Source organism: Orrella dioscoreae, assembly GCF_900089455.2.
Taxonomy (GTDB): Bacteria; Pseudomonadota; Gammaproteobacteria; order Burkholderiales; family Burkholderiaceae_B; genus Orrella; species Orrella dioscoreae.
Genome location: NZ_LT907988.1, coordinates 37,515 through 57,475, shown reverse-complemented (window position 1 = coordinate 57,475; position 19,961 = coordinate 37,515). Strand labels below are relative to the sequence as shown.

General features: G+C 67.6%; 16 protein-coding genes. 10 read left to right on the top strand and 6 right to left on the bottom strand.

Features of this window, described 5'->3' with window-relative positions; genetic code table 11:
* Nucleotides 1–39 precede the first annotated feature (39 nt).
* Nucleotides 40–1,062 carry a porphobilinogen synthase gene (gene hemB, locus ODI_RS00275; protein ID WP_067758144.1) on the bottom strand — a complete coding sequence of 341 codons (1,023 nt, stop codon included), beginning with the start codon at nt 1,060–1,062 and terminating at the stop codon, nt 40–42.
* A complete protein-coding gene (yihA, locus tag ODI_RS00270) occupies nt 1,059–1,691 on the bottom strand; it encodes a ribosome biogenesis GTP-binding protein YihA/YsxC (RefSeq protein ID WP_067758430.1) in 633 nt (210 codons plus the stop codon). Before yihA ends, hemB begins: the two co-directional genes overlap by 4 nt.
* Nucleotides 1,692–2,035: 344 nt before the next feature.
* Here yihA and ODI_RS00260 point away from each other — a divergent pair, with 344 nt between their 5' ends.
* The 5 genes from ODI_RS00260 (at nt 2,036) to ODI_RS00240 (ending at nt 8,145) form a co-directional block, all read left to right on the top strand.
* Entirely contained in the window at nt 2,036–2,731 is a 696-nt protein-coding gene (locus tag ODI_RS00260) for a c-type cytochrome (protein WP_098020802.1), read from the top strand.
* Between the two features lie 177 nt (nt 2,732–2,908).
* Nucleotides 2,909–4,996 (top strand): cytochrome c biogenesis protein ResB, encoded by a 2,088-nt coding sequence (locus tag ODI_RS00255; RefSeq protein WP_067758133.1) that lies wholly within the window; start codon nt 2,909–2,911, stop codon nt 4,994–4,996.
* A complete protein-coding gene (gene ccsB, locus ODI_RS00250; RefSeq protein WP_067758130.1) occupies nt 4,993–6,330 on the top strand; it encodes a c-type cytochrome biogenesis protein CcsB in 1,338 nt (445 codons plus the stop codon). The genes ODI_RS00255 and ccsB overlap by 4 nt, the downstream gene beginning before the upstream one ends.
* A gap of 209 nt (nt 6,331–6,539) precedes the next feature.
* Nucleotides 6,540–6,878, top strand: a complete 339-nt coding sequence (locus ODI_RS00245; protein WP_067758126.1) for a helix-turn-helix transcriptional regulator — start codon at nt 6,540–6,542, stop codon at nt 6,876–6,878.
* A 22-nt stretch (nt 6,879–6,900) separates the two neighbouring features.
* Entirely contained in the window at nt 6,901–8,145 is a 1,245-nt protein-coding gene (locus ODI_RS00240) for a type II toxin-antitoxin system HipA family toxin (RefSeq protein WP_197707128.1), read from the top strand.
* Nucleotides 8,146–8,203: 58 nt separating this feature from the next.
* Here the strand turns inward: ODI_RS00240 and ODI_RS00235 are convergent, their stop codons facing one another.
* From ODI_RS00235 to lptM, 3 genes are read right to left on the bottom strand one after another with little or no spacing between them, the layout of a single operon-like run.
* Nucleotides 8,204–8,896 (bottom strand): dienelactone hydrolase family protein, encoded by a 693-nt coding sequence (locus ODI_RS00235; protein WP_067758121.1) that lies wholly within the window; start codon nt 8,894–8,896, stop codon nt 8,204–8,206.
* Between the two features lie 22 nt (nt 8,897–8,918).
* Nucleotides 8,919–10,214: a diaminopimelate decarboxylase gene (lysA, locus tag ODI_RS00230; RefSeq protein ID WP_067758119.1), complete on the bottom strand. Its 1,296-nt coding sequence runs from the start codon at nt 10,212–10,214 to the stop codon at nt 8,919–8,921.
* Entirely contained in the window at nt 10,211–10,459 is a 249-nt protein-coding gene (gene lptM / locus ODI_RS00225) for an LPS translocon maturation chaperone LptM (RefSeq protein ID WP_067758117.1), read from the bottom strand. The genes lysA and lptM overlap by 4 nt, the downstream gene beginning before the upstream one ends.
* A 34-nt stretch (nt 10,460–10,493) precedes the next feature.
* Here lptM and cyaY point away from each other — a divergent pair, with 34 nt between their 5' ends.
* Complete coding sequence (cyaY, locus tag ODI_RS00220; RefSeq protein WP_067758115.1) at nt 10,494–10,823, top strand: iron donor protein CyaY; 330 nt, start codon at nt 10,494–10,496, stop codon at nt 10,821–10,823.
* 83 nt (nt 10,824–10,906) lie between these two features.
* On the opposite strand, the gene ODI_RS00215 is transcribed toward cyaY, so the two are convergent.
* Entirely contained in the window at nt 10,907–13,327 is a 2,421-nt protein-coding gene (locus ODI_RS00215; RefSeq protein ID WP_067758113.1) for a mechanosensitive ion channel domain-containing protein, read from the bottom strand.
* A gap of 442 nt (nt 13,328–13,769) precedes the next feature.
* On the opposite strand from ODI_RS00215, the gene ODI_RS00210 reads away from it, so the two are divergent.
* From ODI_RS00210 to ODI_RS00195, 4 genes are all read left to right on the top strand, one after another.
* Nucleotides 13,770–16,205: a DUF3772 domain-containing protein gene (locus tag ODI_RS00210; RefSeq protein ID WP_067758111.1), complete on the top strand. Its 2,436-nt coding sequence runs from the start codon at nt 13,770–13,772 to the stop codon at nt 16,203–16,205.
* Between the two features lie 294 nt (nt 16,206–16,499).
* Complete coding sequence (gene ssuD / locus ODI_RS00205) at nt 16,500–17,654, top strand: FMNH2-dependent alkanesulfonate monooxygenase (protein ID WP_067758427.1); 1,155 nt, start codon at nt 16,500–16,502, stop codon at nt 17,652–17,654.
* Entirely contained in the window at nt 17,651–18,889 is a 1,239-nt protein-coding gene (locus tag ODI_RS00200) for an acyl-CoA dehydrogenase family protein (RefSeq protein WP_082985465.1), read from the top strand. The genes ssuD and ODI_RS00200 overlap by 4 nt, the downstream gene beginning before the upstream one ends.
* The gene (locus ODI_RS00195) at nt 18,886–19,944 is read left to right on the top strand and encodes a sigma-54 interaction domain-containing protein (protein WP_067758108.1); all 1,059 of its coding nucleotides are present in this window, start codon (nt 18,886–18,888) and stop codon (nt 19,942–19,944) included. The genes ODI_RS00200 and ODI_RS00195 overlap by 4 nt, the downstream gene beginning before the upstream one ends.
* The last annotated feature ends 17 nt before the right edge of the window (nt 19,945–19,961 follow it).

Here is a 19,961-nt window from a genome sequence, read left to right as displayed (position 1 = left end):
GAGGCTGATCAGGACTTTCAGCCTCGGTGCCACGTCTGCCTAGCGCTGCGCGCGCAGCAGGCGGGCAGCGTCAGGGGCGAAGTAGGTCAGGATGCCGTCGGCGCCCGCGCGTTTGAAGCCCAGCAGCGATTCCATCATGACCTTGTCGTGGTCCAGCCAGCCGTTGGCGGCGGCGGCCTTGATCATGGCGTATTCGCCGCTCACCTGGTAAGCATAGGTCGGCACGCGGAAGGCGTCCTTCACGCGGCGCAGCACGTCCAGGTAGGGCATGCCGGGCTTGACCATGACCATGTCGGCGCCTTCGCGCAGGTCGGCGGCCACTTCGCGCAGCGCCTCGTCGATGTTGCCCGGATCCATCTGGTACACGAGCTTGTTGGACTTGCCCAGGTTGGCAGCCGACCCCACGGCGTCGCGGAAGGGGCCGTAGAACGCGCTGGCGTACTTGGCCGAATAGGCCATGATGCGCGTGTGCACGTGACCCTGGTCTTCCAGCACGGCGCGGATGGCGCCGATGCGGCCGTCCATCATGTCGCTGGGCGCCACGATGTCCACGCCCGCCTGGGCCTGCACCAGCGCCTGGCGCGAGAGCAGCTCGACGGTGTAGTCGTTGACCACGTAGCCGTTCTCGTCGATGTAGCCGTCCTGGCCGTGGCTGGTGTAGGGGTCCAGCGCCACGTCGGTCATGATGCCGAGTTCCGGATAGCGCGCCTTCAGCGCCGAGACCACGCGCGGGATGAGGCCGTCGGGGTTGGCGGCCTCGGTGCCCTCGGGGGTCTTCAGGCTGGGGTCGATGACCGGGAACAGCGCCAGGACGGGGATGCCGAGTTCCAGGCACGATTCCGCCACGGGCAACAGGGTGTCCAGCGAATGACGCACCACGCCGGGCATGGAGCCCACGGGCTGCTGCAGCTTCTGGCCTTCGGCGACGAAGACGGGATAGATCAGGTCGTCGACGGACAGGCTGTGCTCGCGCACCAGGCGGCGCGAGAAATCGTCGCGGCGGTTGCGGCGCGGGCGCGCATAGGGATAGTCGGCGGAGACGAGATGGGGCGTGGTGGTCATGGCACTACCTTGGGGGAGATCCAGTTGGCGATGATTTCGCCGGCCTCTTCGAGGCCGATGCGCTCGGTGGCCGAGAACGGCACGGTGAAGAGTGCGCCGATGTCGGCCAGGTCCTTGCGCACGGAAAAGATGGTGCGCATGCGCTGGCCATAGGGCAGCTTGTCGGCCTTGGTGAGCAGCGCCAGCACGGGGCGCTTGGTGGGCGTGATCCAGTCGACCAGGCGGCGGTCGAGGTCGGTCACGCCGCGGCGGATGTCGATGAGCAGCACCACGCCGACCAGCGCTTCGCGCTGGCGCAGGTAACCGCCCAGCACGTCGGCCCACTCCTCGCGCGCCTGCTTGGCGACCGCGGCATAACCGTAGCCGGGCAGGTCGACGAGGTAGCCCAGCCTGGCTTCCGGGTCATCCAGGTTGAGCGGATCGGGCAGGCCGAACAGGTTGATGAGGCGCGTGCGCCCCGGCGTCTTGCTGGAGAACGCCAGGCGACGCTGGTTGGTCAGCACGTTGATGGCTGAGGATTTGCCCGAATTCGAGCGCCCGACGAAACAGACTTCGGGTACGCTGGACGGCGGCAGTTGATCCAGCCGGGCGGCCGAGACGGTGAAGGAAGCGCGATGGAGGAGGGACACGGGCAAAACCACTGGGGTTGGCAATCAAGCCCTATTGTATAATCGAGTGTTTGCATCTGCGGCCAAGGGGGCAGTTCATGGGGGCCGATCAGATGCGCATGCCGGTGCTGGACGTTGCAGCGTCGGCGTTTTTCGCAAGCCGGTAACAGGGTTTCCGGGTGTGAAAGGCGCGGGCGTGGCAAGGCATCGGTAAGAGAAGCAGACCAAAAAGCGCGGGTTCGACCTGGACCTGCCGCAGGCTGCCGAACCCTCGGGCCGGTGGCGCGGCATGGCGGTCCTGGACGAACCTATAAACGGCGCGGTCACACCGCGCCATGATCGAAGTCCGATCGTCGAGGTTCTCCATGAAGCGTGTGTTGTCCCAGGTCCTGGTCGCCAGCGGGTTGTTGCTGAGCGCAGCCGTCTCGACCTGTCTTGCCGCGGAGGCCAGCGGCCCCGCAAAACCCGATCAAGCCAAGGGCAGCACCCTGTACGAACAGGGCGACGCGGCGCGCGGCATCGTCGCCTGTGCGTCCTGTCACGGCGCGGCGGGCAACAGCACGCTGCCGATGAATCCCAACCTGGCCGCGCAATCCCACGAATACCTGCTGAAGCAACTGCACGACTTCAAGGTCAAGGAAGGCGCCGAGCACGCGGCGCGCCGCGGCCCCGAAGGCGCGCCCTCCGCCATGAGCGCCATGGTCGGTCCGCTGACCGAGGAAGACATGCGCAACGTGGCCTACTTCCTGTCGCTGCAGAAGCTCGAGCAGCCCGCCACCGCCGGCCAGGAATCGCTGGTCGAGCGCGGCCAGCAGATCTGGCGCGGCGGCATCGCCGACCAGAAGGTCCCGGCCTGCGCGGCCTGCCACGGCGCCACGGGCGCGGGCATCCCCGGCCAGTATCCGCGTCTTTCCGGCCAGTTCCCCGCCTACATCGCCGAGCAGCTCAAGCTGTTCCGCAGCGGTGACCGCGCCAACAATCCCGCCATGCACGATGTGGCCAAGCGCATGACCGACGACGACATCAAGGCAGTGTCGGACTACGCTGCCGGCCTGCGCTGAACGACGCAGCCGCACTTGCGCGGGCTTGATCCCGCGCAAGCCTTGTGCGGGCGGGCAGGAACAATATACGGGCCTGCCCTGTCCATGCTGGGCGGATAGCCATGGGGCCGTCCGACCACGACTTGCCGGGGCTTTGCCCCCGCGCACGGTCTGGCGGCAAATGCTTACCGATTTCTCATGACTGATTCGCCTTCCTCGCCAGCCGCCCGCAGTCAAAGCCTGGGCGCCGACATGTCAGAACTGCTGGGCTCGATGCGCTTCGCGGTCAGCCTGCTGATGTTCATCTGCGTGGCGAGCATCATCGGCACCGTGTTGCCGCAGAACCGGCCGCTCAGCAATTACATCGACCAGTTCGGCCCCTTCTGGGTCGAGTTCTTCGACAAGTTCTCCATCTGGAACGTCTACAACAGCTGGTGGTTCCTGGTCATCATGGGCTTCCTGGTGATCTCGACCTCGCTGTGCGTTCTGCGCAACACGCCCAAGATGCTGGACGACATGCGCTCGTTCCGCGAGCACGTGCGCGCCTCCAGCCTGCGGGCCTTCCGCCATCGGGTGGAGATCGACAGCGACGCGTCCGCCCCGGCCCTGACGGACAAGGTGCGTGACCTGCTGGCCCGGCAAGGCTATGCCGTGCGCACGCGCCAGGACGGCGATTCGGTCATGCTGGCGGCCAAGCGCGGCAGCAGCAACCGGCTGGGCTACATCTTCGCGCACGTGTCGATCGTGGCCATCTGCGTGGGCGGGTTGCTCGACAGCGAATTGCCGGTGCGCATGCAGGTCTGGCTGAACGGCAAGGTGCCCGTCACCGAAGACATGCGCATTGCCGACGTGCCCGCCACGGGCCGCCTGTCGGTCGACAACCCGAGCTTCCGCGCCAACCTGCTGCTGCCCGAGGGCGGGCGCAGCGGCAGCGCCGTGGTGAACGTGGGCCAGGGGTCGCTGGTGCAGCCGCTGCCCTTCAACCTGACGCTGAAGAAGTTCATCGTCGACTATTACTCCACCGGCATGCCCAGCCGCTTCGCCAGCGAAGTGACCGTGCAGGACCCGGACAACGGCCACACCTTCGATGCCACCATCGAGGTCAACGAGCCGTTGCGCTACAAGGGCGTCACCGTCTACCAGTCCAGCTTCGACGATGGCGGCAGCCGCGTGTCGCTGGCGGGCCGTCCGCTCTCGGGCGACAAGGATTTCCGCTTCACGGTGGATGGCGTGGTGGGGCGCGACACCCAGCTGGCCCGGCCGGGCGAGGCGCCCCTGCAGGTACAGCTGACGGGCCTGCGTACCATCAACGTCGAGGACATGCGTACCGGCGAGCCGCAGCCGCGCGAGCTGGTCGAGCACGTCGCCGCCGTCACCGGCAGCGCCGCGGGCAAGGCGAACGAGCACCTGCGCAATGTCGGTCCCAGCGTGGAGTACCGCCTGATCGACGGCAGCGGCCAGGCCCAGGAGTTCCACAGCTACATGCTGCCCATCACCCTGGACGGCATTCCGGTCTTCATGACGGGCGTGCGCCCGAACCCTTCCGAGAACTATCGCTACCTGCGCATTCCCGCCGACGAGAAGGGCAGCCTGGATGCGTTCATGGCGCTGCGCGCGGCCATGTCCGATCCCGTGAAGCGCCGCGAAGCCGCCCGCCGCTTTGCCGTGCGCAGCGGCGCGGGCACGGGCGATCTGCAGGGCGTGCAGGAGTCCGCCGAGCGGGCCATGGCCACGCTGGCCGACAGCGGGCTGGCCGGCGTGTCGCGTTTCCTGGAAGACAACGTGCCCAAGGATGAATTGCCGCGCGCGGCAGGCATCATCATGCGGTTGTTGAACGCCACGCTGTTCGAGCTGCACGGATTGACGCGCGAAGAGGCCGGCCTGGCGCCGCTGCCCACCGAAGGCGCTGCGGCCAGCGCCGCGCAGGACTGGACCTTCGTTGCCCTGAATGCGCTGTCGGACCTGGCCCTGTATCCCTCGCCGGTGTATTTCTCGCTGTCCGACTTCGATCACGTCCAGGCCAGCGTCTTCCAGGTCAGCCGCACGCCCGGCAAGACCACCGTTTACCTGGGCTGCCTGCTGCTGACGCTGGGCATCTTCGCCATGTTCTACGTGCGTGACCGCCGCATCTGGGTCTGGATCACGCCCTCGCCGGACGGCGCCCGCGCCATGGCGGCCATGACCTCGCAAAAGCGTACACTCGATTTCAACCGGGAATTCGACCGGTTCCGCCAGACCATGGAAGGCCTGGCCAGCAGACGGAAACGTCCGGAGTCCTTTTCATGAGCGATACCGCCTCCTCCCTGTCCGCGTCGTCCTGGGACGAAGCCATGTCCGACACCGGCGACCACCGCGTGCGCCGTGGCCGTGGAGATTGGACTGACATCGTGTTCTTCCTGCTGCTGGCTGCTGGCGCGGTGTTCGCGCTGGAACGCTATCCGCAGGCCATGGATGGCTACGAGAAGATCATCCTCTGTGGCACCGTGCCCGCCCTGGTGTGGCTGGGCTGGCTGTGGCGTCCGCTGCGAACGCTGATGGTCGCCTGTGGCCTGGCGGCCGGCGCGGCCCTGGCGCTGTACGGCGGCGACCTGGCCCGGGCCGACGACGTCTTCTGGCTGAAGTACTTCTTCTCGTCCCAGTCCGCCATCATGTGGATGTGCGCGCTGTTCATGATCGCCATGGTCTGCTACTGGATCGGCTTCGTCAGCGCGACGGCCGCCTGGCTGGGCACGGCCCTGAGCTGGGGCGCGGTCTTCGCCGGCACGACCGGCCTGCTGGTGCGCTGGCGTGAGGGCCACCTGATGGGGCCGGACCTGGGCCACATCCCGGTCAGCAACCTGTACGAAGTCTTCGTGCTGTTCGCGCTGATCACGGCGCTCTTCTACCTGTATTACGAACGCCGCTATGCCACGCGCGCGCTGGGCGGCTTCGTGCTGCTGGTCATCAACTCGGCCGTGGTGTTCCTGCTCTGGTATTCGCTGACGCGCGACGCCTACCAGATCCAGCCCCTGGTGCCCGCCCTGAAAAGCTGGTGGATGAAGCTGCACGTGCCCGCCAATTTCATCGGCTATGGCACCTTCTCGCTGGCGGCGATGGTGGGTTTCGCCTACCTGGTGAAGGAACACGGCCAGACGCGCTCGTGGCTCAAGCTGACGCCGCTCTTCATCATGGGCGTGCTGCTGATGGCCGAGCCCATGGTCTTCCGCACCGATGGGCTGTCTGCCACCTGGATGTTCTATTTCGGCGGCGGCGCCGTGGTTGTGGGCGCCATCCTGCTGGCGCGCGGGCCGATCTCGCGCCGGCTGCCCTCGCTGGAGGTGCTGGACGACATCATGTATCGCGCCATTGCCGTGGGCTTCGCGTTCTTCACCGTGGCCACCATCCTGGGCGCGCTGTGGGCGGCCGATGCCTGGGGGGCCTACTGGCAGTGGGACCCCAAGGAAACCTGGGCGCTCATCGTCTGGCTGAACTATGCGGCGTGGCTGCACATGCGCCTGATGAAGGGCCTGCGCGGCACGCTGGCGTCCTACTGGGCGCTGGTGGGCCTGCTCATCACGGGCTTCGCCTTCCTGGGCGTGAACATGTTCCTGTCGGGCTTGCACTCCTACGGCGAACTGTAGCGGCCGACCTGCCGGGGGCGAGGCGGCCGTTCGCGCAGCGCATGCCAGCTGTCTCCGTTCGAAATGCCCCATTAATAATACATAAATAGCAAGAAAGCACTGTTAATGGAGCATGCCAATGGTGCTCGTCGTGAGCGCTTACGCTAACATGCACCATAAATAGATCGCTATAGGGATCTATGTCTTGTTAATGAAACAGGAAGGTGTCCATGGCGAAGCCCGCCACCCGTAGCTATTCCCACTACAGCCGGGAGGCTGCGCGTCTACTCGGGTTGGCGATCCGTGTTGCGCGGATTGAACGTGGAATGACCGCAGAAGATCTGGCAGAGCGAGCAGGCGTGTCGCGCGGGCTGGTTCGCCGCGCCGAGGAGGGGGACATGGGGTGTTCGCTGGGCGCTGTTTTCGAGCTTGCCGCCATTGTGGGCGTGCCGCTGTTCACGCCCGACCCGAGCATGATGACGATGCAGGCCGCCAGCCTGGAGAGAACGCTCACCTTGCTGCCGCGTGCGGTCCATCCTTCAAGGAAGGCAGTCAAGGATGAATTCTAGGAACGCCGCGCAGGAGGCTTACGTGTGGGTCTGGCTGCCGGGTGCAACGGCACCCGTGGTGGCAGGCCTGCTGAGCCGAAACGGGGAGCGGTATGGTTTCAACTATGGTCGCAGCTATTTGGCGCGGAACGATGCCATTCCGATTTACGAGCCGGAGTTGCCGCTGGTGCGTGGCGCCATTCCGCCCCAGCCCGGCCTACGCCTGGCGAGCGCGCTGAGAGACGCCGCTCCTGACGCATGGGGACGAAGGGTCATTCTGAACCGACTGCTTGGTGTCAAAGGCAAGAATGCGGATGTCACCGTGCTGGATGAGCTGACCTATCTGCTCGAATCCGGCTCCGACAGGATAGGTGGCCTCGATTTTCAGGCATCCCCGACGGAGTACGTGCCGAGGGCTGCACAGCCGGCCACGCTTGAGTCCCTGATGGAGGCAGCCACGATGGTCGAACGCGGCGTGCCGTTGGCACCCGAGTTGGGTCAAGCGCTGTTTCACGGCAGTTCACTGGGCGGTGCCAGGCCGAAAGCGATGATTGAGGCCAATGACGCGAAGTTCATCGCGAAGTTTTCCTCGTCGACCGATATGTACAACGTTGTGAAAGCCGAATATGTCGCCATGCGATTGGCGGCGGAGGCCGGATTGCACGTGGCGCCGGTGCAATGGCGTCACACTGCGGGCAAGGACGTTCTGCTCATCAAACGTTTCGATCGCACGAAAACCGGGCAGGGGTGGCAACGCCGGCTGATGGTGTCGGCGCTGACATTGTTCGGTCTCGATGAAATGATGGCGCGGTACGCAAGCTATGAAGACCTGACGGACATCATCCGTCAACGCTTCGAACAGCCCATACCGACGCTACGGGAACTGTACGGGCGCCTGGTTTTCAACGTCATTTGCGGCAACACCGACGATCATGCGCGTAACCACGCCGCGTTCTGGGATGGCAAGATGCTGAGTCTGACACCCGCCTACGATATTTGCCCGCAGCATCGGGCTGGTAACGAAGCCACGCAAGCAATGCTGATCGTCGGCGAGAACAGGATGAGCCGTCTCGCTGTTTGCCTGGAGGCTGCGCCAAAATTCCGGCTTGACGAGGCCGAAGCGATGTTGATCATCACGCAGCAGGTTGAGACAGTACGCGACCGGTGGACCGGAGTTTGCGACGAGGCCGAGCTGAGCGAGATCGACCGCAAGTTGTTCTGGGGGCGGATGTTCTGCAACCCCTTTATCTTTGAAGAGGCGCCATCAGCCCTTTCGCGGTTGGGATGAACACTGCGGTGGGAGGGGCAGGGCCGGCTGGCGCGCGCTGCTCAGCCGGCCCTCGCTGTCAGACCAGATGCTCCGCCAGGAAGGTCTGCGAACGCTGCTCGGCCTTGGCGGCCGCATCGGCGTCGAAGTGTTCGCCCTTGGGGCGCGCGAAGGCGTGGTCCACGCCGTCGTAGATGAAGGGCGTGAACTGGGGGTGCGCCGTGGCCAGGTCCATGACCAGGTCGCGCACGTCATGCGTCTGGAAGCGGTCTTCGCCCGCGATGTGCAGCAGCGTGGGCGCGGTGTCGATGGGGGCGTCGTTCAGCAGACTGTCCAGCCCGACACCGTAGTAGCTGACGGCGCACTTCACCGGGATCTCGAAGGCGGCGCGCACGGCCAGCATGCCGCCCATGCAGTAGCCGACGAGGGCGATCTTCTCGTGGCCGGATTCCTGCGCCAGCCAGGCGCGGGCGGCTTCGAGGTCGGCCAGGGTTTCCTCGGTCTTCATGGCTTGCATCATGCCGTAGCCGCGTTCGAACTCGGCCTTGACGGTCGGATCGAGCTCGACATCGGGGGCCTGGCGCCAGAAGAGATCGGGCACCACGACGTTGTAGCCTTTGGCGGCCCAGGTGTCGGCCAGCTCGCGCATGGCTGCGTTGATGCCGAAGATTTCCTGGATGAGGACGATGCCGCGCGCCGAGGACGAGGGGCCCTTGGCGTAATAGGCGTTGAACGGCTTGCCTTCCTTGCTGGTGAGCGTGACGGTGGTCATGGGACTCCTTCGCGGACGGTTGTCAGGGCAGGGTGGATTCGCCAGCGGTCAGGCTGGCCAGGGTGTCGCGCGTGCGCACGACATGCCAGTTCGCGCCATCGACCATGACTTCGGCGGGCCGGGGGCGGCTGTTGTAGGTGCTGGCCATGACGAAGCCGTAGGCGCCGGCGGACTCCACCGCCAGCAGGTCGCCTTCGCGCAGGGCCAGGGTGCGTTCGCGCGCAAGCCAGTCGGCGCTTTCGCAGACCGGGCCCACCACGTCATAAGACAGGGCCTCGCCGCTGCGCGGCGTGACGGCCAGGACGCCATGCCAGGCTTCGTATAGCGCGGGGCGCATGAGATCGTTCATGGCGGCGTCGACGATGGCGAAATTGCGCGCATCGGTGTGCTTCAGATATTCCACGCGGGTCAGCAGGATGCCGGCGTTGCCCACCAAGGAGCGGCCCGGCTCCATGACCAGTTGCACCGGCGGCAGGCCGCTGGCGTCCAGGCGCGCGAAGACCTTGTCGAGCAGCGCGCGCGGGGCGAGCGGCGTTTCGTCGTCATAGCGGATGCCGAGGCCGCCGCCGATGTCCAGGTGCGCGATGGAGATGTCGAGGTCGGCCAGCGCGCGCAGCAGGTCGAGCAGCTTGTCGAGCGCGTCGAGATAGGGCGCGGTGTCGGTGATCTGCGAGCCGATGTGGCAGTCCACGCCGACCACGCGCACGCCGGGCAGGCTGGCCGCGACGCGGTAGGCCTCCAGCGCGGTATCGATGGCGATGCCGAACTTGTTTTCCTTCAGGCCCGTGGAGATGTAGGGGTGGGTCTGGGCGTCGACGTCGGGGTTCACGCGCAGCGAGACGGGCGCGGTCACGCCCAGGCGGCTGGCGACCTGGGAAAGGCGGCGCAGCTCGGGCAGCGATTCGACGTTGAAGCACTTCACGCCGGCGCGCAGCGCGGCTTCCATTTCCCAGACCTGCTTGCCCACGCCCGAGAAGACGACCTTGCCGGGATCGCCGCCGGCGGCGACGACACGTTGCAGCTCACCGCCCGAGACGATGTCGAAGCCCGCGCCGGCGCGGGCGAATTCCTTCAGCACGGCCAGGTTGGCGTTGGCCTTCATGCCATAGCAGACCAGCACGTCGCGCTCGCCGATGGCGTCGCGGTAGGCCTTGAAGTTGGCATGCAGGGCCGCGCGCGAGTAGACGTAGAGCGGCGTGCCCAGCTGCTTGCACAGCGCGGGCAGGGCCACGTCCTCGGCGTGCAGTACGCCGTTCACGAAGTGGAAATGGGGTTGCCCGGCGGGTTGGCGGGCGGGATCGGCGAAATGTGCGGTCATTGGGCGCGGGAGGGCGTCGTCGTGGAAGGTTGGCGCGTCTGTGACTCGGCCGGGCGCGTGTCGGTTCCGCGCGCCTGGTCCTGAGCGGGCGCCTGGGTCTGGGCCTCCTGGGCCTGGTTCTGGGGCGCGGGCTTGGCGGGGGCCATGTAGAGCGGGCCCTTGTAGCCGCAGGCCGCGAGCGCGCCGATCGCCAGCAGCGTCGCTACAATGCGGGAAAACTGGCGGTGTTGGGCCGGTGCGTACACAGTAAAGCTCCGATAGACGTGCGGTGTGTGAATTATGAACGAAACAGAATTTCTTGCCCTGGCTGCGGGCGTCCTGGACCGGCTGGAAAGCCAGGCCGATGACTGGTTTTCCGTCAATGACGTCGATGTCGACGCCAATCGGAGCGGCAACGTCCTGACGCTGGCCTTCGACTCGGGCGTGCAGGTCATCGTCAACAGCCAGGCGCCCATGCAGGAGTTGTGGGTGGCGGCGCCCAGCGGCGGTTTCCACTATCGCCACGACGGCCAGGTCTGGCACGACACCCGTGGCGGCCCGCCCCTGCACGAAGCGCTGTCGCAGATCGTCAGCGCGGCGGCGGGCCAGCCGCTGACCGTCACGGTCTGACGCGCCAGTCTGCGCGCCGCATGTGACAGCGGCGTGCCAACCGGCGCGGACCTCGCGCCGGCCGCCGGCATGCGCGGCCCGTATCAGCGTTCCCTCGGGGGCGCGTCCGCCTCCTTCGGGTCGCCGTCCTCGTCCACCACGGTGTCCAACTCGTTGCCCAGCACCTCGTCCGAGGCGCCGGCGGGTTCCGGCGCGAGCTGGCGCGGGGTGTGGCCGGGGGCCGGCGCGTGGCCGACCTCCGCCGCCGCCGCGCCGGCCGACAGGGGCCGCACGCGGCGCAGGGGCAGGGCGGGGGCATTGCCGTCCTTGTCCTGCCCGAAATACACCACGGTGTGCGGGTACGGCAGCTCGATGCCGGCGGCGTTGAAGTGCTTCTTCACCAGGCGGTTGTAGCCGCGCTGGACCGCCCACTGCATGCCGGGCGAGGTCTTGATGAGGATCCGGATGGTGACGCCGCGCTCGCTCAGCGAGGTGACGCCCGCCACGGTCATGTCCTCCAGCAGTTCCGGCGACAGCACCTCGTCCTGCTGCAGTTCGGCATAGGCCGCCTTCAGGTGCTCGATCGCCTCGTCCACGTTCTCGCGGTGCGCGATGGTGTATTCGCCCACGTGGTACGAGAAGTCGCGCATGTGGTTGACCACGGTGTCTACCGACGAGAACGGGATCAGGTGGTAGCCGCCGTCCAGCGTGCGGATGCCCACTGACCGGATGGTCAGCTTCTCGACCGTGCCGAAGACGCCCGCGGCCTCGACCACGTCGTTCTGGTTCATGCCGTTTTCCAGCTGGATGAAGATGCCGGTGATGATGTCCTGCACCAGCTTCTGCGCGCCGAAGCCGATGGCCAGGCCGACCACGCCGGCGCCGGCGATCAGCGGGCCGATATCGATGCCGATCTGCGACAGCAGCACCAGGGCCGTCATGGTGACGATCACGATGAGCGCGGCATTCCTGAACAGCGACAGCAGCGTCTTCTCGCGCGCGCTGGGGCCGCCGGGGCCCGCGGCCATGTTCAGGCGATGCTCGATGATGCTGGCGATCACGGTCCAGGCCAGCGCGGCGATGAAGAGGATGATGCCCAGGCGCACCACCATGAAGATGGCCGCGCTGCCGCTGGCGGACATCAGCCAGGCGCTCAGGTCGAAGGCGTTCCAGGCGTCCAGCACGACCAGCGCCACGCCCAGCAGGATGAGCAGGCGCAGGCCTTTCAGGGCAGCCGGCACATAGGCGTTCAAGCGGGCTTCCAGCATGGGCAGGCGGCTGCGCCAGTGGTCGCTCAGGCGGATGCGGCGCGCCAGCGCCGAGGTCAGGATGGCCGACAGCAGCAGGCCCAGGCCCACGGCGATGACGGTCTGCGCCGTGGCGCGCGCCATGAAGGGCAGCGCCTGGTCGGGCGCCAGTTGGCTGGCGCCCAGCAGGATGGTGAAGTAGGCGATGGCCAGCAGGTGCCAGACACGCGCCAGCATGCGCAGCAGCGTGCCGAAGAATGCCGACGCGGTGTCGGCGCGGCGGTTCAGGCGATCGCGCAGCAGCTGGCGGTTGGTCCAGATGACACGCAGGGCGTAGATGTAGACGCCCAGCATGATGAAGAGGCCCAGCATCTGGCCGACGGCCGGCGAGAACATGGCCTTGACCAGCGGCACGGCGATCAGGATGCCGTAGCCCGTGAGGGTGACGAGGCGCGCCAGCCAGCTGTTCCAGAACACCGCCACCTCATCGGACATGGCCAGCAGGCGCAGGTGGGGATAGCGGGTGGCGAAGACCACGCGAACCAGGGCCTTGGCGATTTCCACCGCCAGGAAGGTGTTCACGAACAGCGCCTCCAGCCGGCCGATGGTGCCGGTGTCGCCCGCGATGAACACGCCCGCGCCATAGCCCGCCATGGCGGCCAGGGCGATGACGGCGATGTCGATGAGCAGGGCGCCGACGACGGCGAGGGTGCTGCGGTAAAGCGACTGCGGCGTCAGGCCGGGGCGCGGCGCACCGGGCGGGATTGCCTGCGGCGCGGGTGCGGGGGTGTGATGCGCCAGCCAGCGGTCGATGCGGGCATAGGCCTGCGACGCGATGAGGCGGAAGAGGGCCCAGGCCAACAGGGTGGCGGCGACCACGATGGCGAAGTCGATCAGGATGCCGCGCCACACTTCCACCGTCATGCCGCGCAGGCCTTCGCCCGTGCCCAGCGAGCGGAACGTGGCGGCGGCCTCGCCCAGGTCCTGGCTGAGGTCGGCGAAGAAATGCTGCACGCCTTCCGCCAACTGGCGCGAGACGCCGGGGGTGGCGTCGACGGCGGCGGCCTCGACGTCCGTGGCGGGCGCCTTTGGGTCGGCGGCGGTTTGCGCGGCTTCGGATTGTTGGCGCAGCTGCTGGATGAGCGCGTTGCGCGAGGCCTCGTTCTCCAGCAGGTCGGCCAGTTGGGCAGGGGACGCGGCCTGGTTGGCTGCCGGTTCGGGAGCAGGGGCTTGCGCGAAAGCAGGGGACAGACTGAGTAGCCAGAGCAGGAGGCCCATCGCCAGGAGGGTGCTTGGACCGTGCAGCCAGGCCGGCGCGCGGCCGGGGGGTGCGAGGGTTGGGGCGTGTCGGGCGTTCACTGCTTGCCTCCTGCGTGATGGTGTGCGGATGTCCGGGCCTGCCGAGTGTCCTGTGGGAAATGGGGTGCGTGGCGCGGGGCGCACGCGGGCGGCGCGGGCCCGGGGGCCTTCGCGCCGGTCTGGCGGCGGCTACCCGCGTGGGCGCCGCGCCAAAAAACCGGGGCCTGATCACAGGCCCCGGGAAACATCATAGTAGACGAGCCTTTCGGCCGGATTTCGAGACAAGTCCTGCGCATTTGCGCCATAAGGTAACGGGCGCGTGCGCCGGTGGGTTTATGTTGCACAATCCGGCTGTCTCGATTTTGGGAGCGCCCAGGGGCGCTCCGGAAGGTGGCGTATGCGCCCTGCAGTGTCCCGTTCGATGTCCAGCGCGGTCTCCCGCCCCGGTTCGGTCTTTCATTGGCTGGCCGTCTTGCTGCTGGTGCTGACCTGTGCGTTCAGCACGTCGCTGGCCCATGCCCAGCCTGCCGACGAGGCGCCCAGTGTCGACCTGGACGCGGCGCGCCAGCAGATCGACAAGGTGCAGAACGCGCTCGACAAGGACGAGCTTCCCGACGACGCGACGCTGCTGTCCCTGCGTGAGCAGGCGCTGAAGATCCAGTCCGGGGCGCAGGCCACCGCCGAAAGCCTGGGGCCGCAACTGGCCAGCGTGGCCGCCCGCCTGGACGAGCTGGGGGCGGCGCCCGAAGGCAAGGAGGCGCCCGATGTCGCGGCGCAGCGGGCACAGCTGGAAAAAAACCACAGCACGTTGGACGGCCAGGTCAAGCTGGCGCGGCTGCTGGCCGTGGAAAGCGGGCAGACGGCCGAAAGGATTTCCACCCTGCGCCGCTCGCAATTCCAGGCAAGCCTGGGTGAACGGCGGCCTTCCATCCTGGGCGGCAGGTTCTGGGATGAGTTCGCCGATGGCTGGCCGCGCGACCATGAGCGCCTGACGGCGTTCGGCGCGGAACTGTGGGAGGGCGCGCGCGCCGTGCCGCTGGCCGTGGTGGCGGGGCTGCTGGCCATCGCCGCCGTCCTGGTCGGCGCCAGGCTGCGTTTCGGCTCGCTGCTGTTCCAGCTGACCGCCAGCCGTGTTCCGCCGGGCCGCTTGCGGCGGTCGTTCGCCGCCCTCGCGCAGGTGCTGCAGTCGGTGCTCATGCCCGCGCTGCTGACATGGCTGGCGCTGATCGCGTTGAGCTGGTCGGGCGACCTCTCGGGCGAAACCGAACAGTTGCTGGCACGCATCGTGGCCATGGCCGCATTCGGCGGTTTCGTGTCGGGGCTGGCCTATGCCCTGCTGTCTCCCTACAAGACCTCGTGGCGGCTCCTGCCCCTGCCGGACGACGTCGCCATGGGCCTGCGCCGCTATCCGCCGATGCTGGGCGCAGCCGTGGTGCTGGTGTGGCTGGTCGAGCAGGTGGCCGCGCGCGTGAACGTGACGCTCAGCGCCACCATCGCCGCCAACGCCGTGGCCGTGCTGGTGCTGGCCGGCACGATGGGCTGGGCGCTGCATCGCGCGGAGCGCCTGCGCCGCGCCATTCCGCCGCCGGAAGGCGATGGCGGTCCGCCCCTGCGTCCGCTCTGGCTGGTGACGATCGTCAACCTGTGCTGGATCGCGCTGGCGACCGGCGTGATCTCCATCGCGGTGGGCTACGTGGCCTTCGGCGGTTTCGTCGTGAAGCAGCTGACCTGGGCGCTGGTGGTGCTGTGCACCGCATACCTGCTGGCCGTGCTGGTCGAGGATGCGTTCACCACGCTGCTGGCCTCGCCGCCTGCCGAGGCCGGCGGCGAGGGCAAGTCCGACGCCGACGCGCCGCGTGGCCGCGACCAGCTGGCCGTGCTGCTGTCGGGCGTGTGCCGCGTGACCATCGTGATGTTCGCGCTGGTGCTGTTGCTGGCGCCTTTCGGCGAAGGCCCGCTGGAGCTGGCCCATCGCATGGGCAGCCTGCCGCAGGGCATCACCATCGGCGAGATCCAGCTGCGCCCCGGCGCCGTGCTGCAAGGCGTGATGGTGCTGGTCATCGCGCTGGTCAGCGTGCGCCTGGTCAAGCATTGGCTGGAAGACCGCTATCTGCCCACGACCGCGCTCGATCCGGGCATGCGTATTTCGGCCTCGACCTTGTTCGGCTATGCCGGCGTCGTGGTGGCGGTGGCCCTGGGCATGTCGGCCCTGGGCGTGGGCCTGGAGCGCGTGGCCTGGGTGGCCAGCGCGCTGTCGGTGGGTATCGGTTTCGGCTTGCAGGCGGTGGTGCAGAACTTCGTGTCGGGCCTCATCCTGCTGGCCGAGCGGCCGGTGAAGGTGGGCGACTGGGTGGCCCTGGGCGGCGTCGAGGGCGACATCCAGCGCATCAATGTGCGCGCCACCGAGATCCGCATGGCGGACCGTTCCACCCTGATCGTGCCGAACTCCGAATTCATCACCAAGACCGTGCGCAACGTCACGCACTCCAACCCGCAGGGCGTGGTCAGCATCAAGCTGCCGGTGCCGCTGCCGGTGGATGCCGAGCAGGTGCGCAGCCTGATGCTGGCGGCCTTGCAGGCCAACGAAAGCGTGGCGCAGTCGCCCGCGCCCAGCGTCAGCCTGGAGGGGGTCGACAGCGCGGGCAACCTGCTGTTCAGCGGCACCTGCTATGTGAACTCGCCGCGCCTGTCGTACGCCACGCGCAGCGCGATCCTCTTCGATGTGCTGAAGCGCATGGACGAGGCGGGCATCTCGCTGGCGAAGTCGTCCACCACCACGCTGGTGATGGGCGGCCAGAACGGGGCCGATGACGCGGGCGACGGCGGCGCGCCGCTGCCGCCCTTGCCGCGAGGCTGAATGCCGCCGGGGCGCCGCGAGCGTCCCGGGCCTGGCGGTGTTGCCAGCAAGACACTACGTGCGTCTTGGCTGCCGCGCCACGGCGGCGCAAACCCTGCTCACTGTTGCCTGACGGTCATCCTGCTGGATGGCTGGGGACGGACGTCTCCATAACCAAATGGAAAATCAGCATTTCCCGGCGCGCGCGCGCTTCGGTGTAATGCCTGGACGCCTCGTGGGAATGCGCAGTCCCTGACTGTTCCCCACGCAACACCGGCGGCGGGCGCCGCCGCGTCACGCATGAGCACGCTGGACATGAATATTTTCTGGTTTCTCCCCACCCATGGCGACGGCCACTACCTGGGCACCTCGCAGGGCGCACGCCCTGTCACCTTGAACTACCTGAAGCAGGTGGCGCAGGCCGCGGACAGCCTGGGTTACTACGGCGTGCTGATCCCCACGGGCCGCAGCTGCGAGGATTCCTGGGTGGTGGCCTCGGCGCTGGCGCCGCAAACCGAAAGATTGCGCTACCTAGTGGCGATCCGCCCCGGCATCATCTCGCCTACCGTCTCGGCGCGCATGGCGGCAACACTGGACCGCCTGTCTGGCGGCAGGGTGCTGATCAACGTGGTGACGGGCGGAGACCCTGACGAGAACCGCGGTGACGGCCTGCACCTGGACCACGACGCGCGCTATGAGGCCGCGTCGGAGTTTCTTCACATATGGCGGCGCGTGCTGCAAGGCGAGGCGGTGACCTACGACGGCCAGCACCTGAAGGTCAGCAACGCCAAGGCCTTGTACCCCCCAGTACAGAAACCGTATCCGCCGCTGTACTTCGGCGGCTCTTCCGAGGCCGCGCACAAGTTGGCCGCCGAGCAGGTCGACGTGTACCTGAGTTGGGGCGAACCGCCGGACGCGGTGGCGGCCAAGATCCGCGATGTGCGCGCGCGCGCGGCCGCGCTGGGCCGCAGCGTCCGTTTCGGCGTGCGGCTGCACGTCATCGTGCGACGGACCAGCGAAGAGGCCTGGGCGGCGGCCAACGCGCTCATCGAGAATGTGTCGCCCGAGACCATCGCGGCCGCGCAGCAGTCGTTCAGCCGTTTCGACTCCGAGGGCCAGCGGCGCATGGCCGCGCTGCACGGCGGACGGCGCGACCAGTTGGAGATATATCCCAATCTGTGGGCGGGCGTGGGACTGGTGCGGGGAGGCGCGGGCACTGCGCTGGTGGGCGATCCCCAGACCGTGGCCGCGCGCATCCAGGAGTATGCGGACCTGGGCATCGAAAGCTTCATATTCTCGGGCTATCCGCATCTGGAGGAAGCCTATCGCTTCGCGGAACTGGTGTTTCCGCTGCTGCCGCAACCCTATGCCGATCTTGCCCGGCACGGCACGACCAACCTGACGGGCCCGTTCGGCGAGATGATCGCCAACGACGTGCTGCCCGCCACCGCCAGGGTCAAGTCCGCATGAAGCCGGCACTGGAGAGCTCGGCGGTCGTGGCGGTGCCACAGGCAAGCGCCGCCTTCATCGCTCGCGTGACGGCGGCGCGGGATCCTCTGGCCGTGGCGCGCGCGCTGGCCGATACCTTCGCGGTGACGGCGGCCGCCCGGGACAAGGCGGGCGGCACGCCCAAGGCGGAGCGCGACCAGCTGCGGGCCAGCGGCCTGTTGTCGTTGGTGATCCCGCGAGAGCAGGGTGGGCTGGGCGCGAGCTGGAGCGAGACGCTTGCGATCGTGCGCGAGATCGCGCGCGTGGACAGTTCACTTGCCCATGTTTTCGGTTTCCATCACCTGATGCTGGCCACCGTCAGGCTGTTCTCGCGGCCAGCGCAGTGGCGTCCCTGGTTCGAGCAGACGGCGGCCAAGCAATGGTTCTGGGGCAATGCGCTGAACCCGCTGGACACGCGGACCGTGGTGCGGCGCCACCCTGGCTGGCGCGATTTCTCGGGCCGCAAGAGCTTCTGCTCGGGCGCCATGGATTCCGAAATGCTGATCGCCTCGGGCGTCGATGCAGAGGGCGGCGGACTGCTGCTGGCGGCCGTGCCCACGGGGCGTAGCGGTATCACCGTGCATGGCGACTGGAACAACATGGGGCAGCGCCAGACCGACAGCGGCAGCGCCACGTTCGAGAACGTGCGGGTGGAAGAGGACGAGATGCTATTGGACCCGGGACCGCTGAGCACGCCTTTCGCATGCTTGCGGCCCGTCCTGGCACAGTTGCTGTTCGCGAACCTCTTCCTGGGCATTGCCGAAGGCGCCTTCGCGCAGGCCCGGCGTTACACGCGCCAGGAAGCACGGCCCTGGTTCCGGTCGGCGGCGGACAGCGCCAGCCAGGACCCCTACGTGCTGCGCCATTACGGCCAGCTGTGGGTGGAACTCGAAGGCGCCCGTGCCCTGGTCGAACGCGCGAGCACGCTGTTCGACGAGGCCTGGCGCCAGGGCGAAACCCTCAATGCCGAGGCGCGCGCCAAGGTCGCGGTCGCGGTGGCGACGGCGAAGGTGGCAAGTACGCGCACCGGCCTGGACGTGTCCAACCGGCTCTTCGAGGTGACCGGCGCGCGCGCCACGCATGGCGAATTGGCGCTGGACCGCTATTGGCGCAACGTGCGCACGCAGACCTTGCACGATCCGGTCGACTACAAGCTGCACGAGTTGGGAGAGTGGGCCTTGAACGACGTCCCTCCCACGCCGAGTTTCTATTCATGAGCGCCGGCGCCGTGGTCCCTCGCCTGCCCGCGCGTGCGCCCGCTGAGTCGGGCCTGGCAGCCCGCATCTTTGCCGACCCCAGATCGCAGGCCATGCTGGCGCACGTGCGGCAGATAGGTCCCAGTGACGCAAGCATCCTGATCGAAGGCCAGACCGGCACCGGCAAGGATCTCGTGGCCCGCCACGTCCACGAGATCAGCGCGCGGCGTGACGGACCTTTCCTGGCAGTCAGCTGCGGCGCCTTTTCCGAGGCCTTGGTGGACGCCGAACTCTTTGGCTATGAGCAGGGCGCTTTCCCCGGCGCCTTCGAAGCCAAGGGCGGCTGGTTCGAGGAGGCCGACGGTGGCACCCTGTTCCTGGACCAGATCGGAGACCTGCCCCTGCCCACGCAATCCAGGCTGTTGCGGGTGCTGCAGGAGCGCGAGGTGGTGCGGCTGGGTGGACGGCGCGGCAGGCCGATCGATGTGCGTGTCCTGGCCGCGACCAACGTGCCTTTGGAACCCCTGATCCAGTCCGGCGGCTTCCGCAAGGATCTCTACTACCGCCTGAATGTGGTCACGCTTGCCCTGCCGGCGCTGGCCGAGCGGCCCGGCGACATCCTGCCGCTTGCCCGCTACTTCATCGAGCGGCATGCCGAGCGGCTTGGCCATGACGTGGTGGCCCTGTCGCGTGACGCCGAGGCGGCCTTGCGCGCGCATGCCTGGCCGGGCAACGTGCGCGAACTGGAGAACGTGCTTCACCATGCGCTGCTGGTCTGCCGTGGCCAGGCCATCGATGCCGAGGACCTGCACCTGGCGGCCCCGCCTCTGGCGGCGACAGGCCTGCCGCCGAGCACGGCGACCTTGGACGAGCTGCTGGAAGCCACGTTCGCGCGCCTGTTCGAGGAGCAGCCGGAGCAGGCGCATGCCTACCTGGAGGAAGCATTGCTGCGCACGGCGTATCGCTATTGCCGGCAGAACCAGGTGCACACGGCAACGTTGCTGGGCCTGTCGCGCAACGTCACGCGCTCACAGCTCATACGGATCGGCGAGCTTCGGGTCAGCAAGCGCAAATAGTCCATTGCCGTACCGCT

Coding starts and splice junctions, on each gene's coding strand:
- ODI_RS00210 (WP_067758111.1), top strand. CDS start 13,770: ATGTCCAGCGCGGTCTCCCGCCCCGGTTCGGTCTTTCATTGGCTGGCC.
- ODI_RS00200 (WP_082985465.1), top strand. CDS start 17,651: ATGAAGCCGGCACTGGAGAGCTCGGCGGTCGTGGCGGTGCCACAGGCA.
- ODI_RS00260 (WP_098020802.1), top strand. CDS start 2,036: ATGAAGCGTGTGTTGTCCCAGGTCCTGGTCGCCAGCGGGTTGTTGCTG.
- ODI_RS00215 (WP_067758113.1), bottom strand. CDS start 13,327: ATGGGCCTCCTGCTCTGGCTACTCAGTCTGTCCCCTGCTTTCGCGCAA.
- ODI_RS00235 (WP_067758121.1), bottom strand. CDS start 8,896: ATGACCACCGTCACGCTCACCAGCAAGGAAGGCAAGCCGTTCAACGCC.
- cyaY (WP_067758115.1), top strand. CDS start 10,494: ATGAACGAAACAGAATTTCTTGCCCTGGCTGCGGGCGTCCTGGACCGG.
- ODI_RS00255 (WP_067758133.1), top strand. CDS start 2,909: ATGACTGATTCGCCTTCCTCGCCAGCCGCCCGCAGTCAAAGCCTGGGC.
- hemB (WP_067758144.1), bottom strand. CDS start 1,062: ATGACCACCACGCCCCATCTCGTCTCCGCCGACTATCCCTATGCGCGC.
- ODI_RS00195 (WP_067758108.1), top strand. CDS start 18,886: ATGAGCGCCGGCGCCGTGGTCCCTCGCCTGCCCGCGCGTGCGCCCGCT.
- ccsB (WP_067758130.1), top strand. CDS start 4,993: ATGAGCGATACCGCCTCCTCCCTGTCCGCGTCGTCCTGGGACGAAGCC.
- ODI_RS00245 (WP_067758126.1), top strand. CDS start 6,540: ATGGCGAAGCCCGCCACCCGTAGCTATTCCCACTACAGCCGGGAGGCT.
- lysA (WP_067758119.1), bottom strand. CDS start 10,214: ATGACCGCACATTTCGCCGATCCCGCCCGCCAACCCGCCGGGCAACCC.
- ssuD (WP_067758427.1), top strand. CDS start 16,500: ATGAATATTTTCTGGTTTCTCCCCACCCATGGCGACGGCCACTACCTG.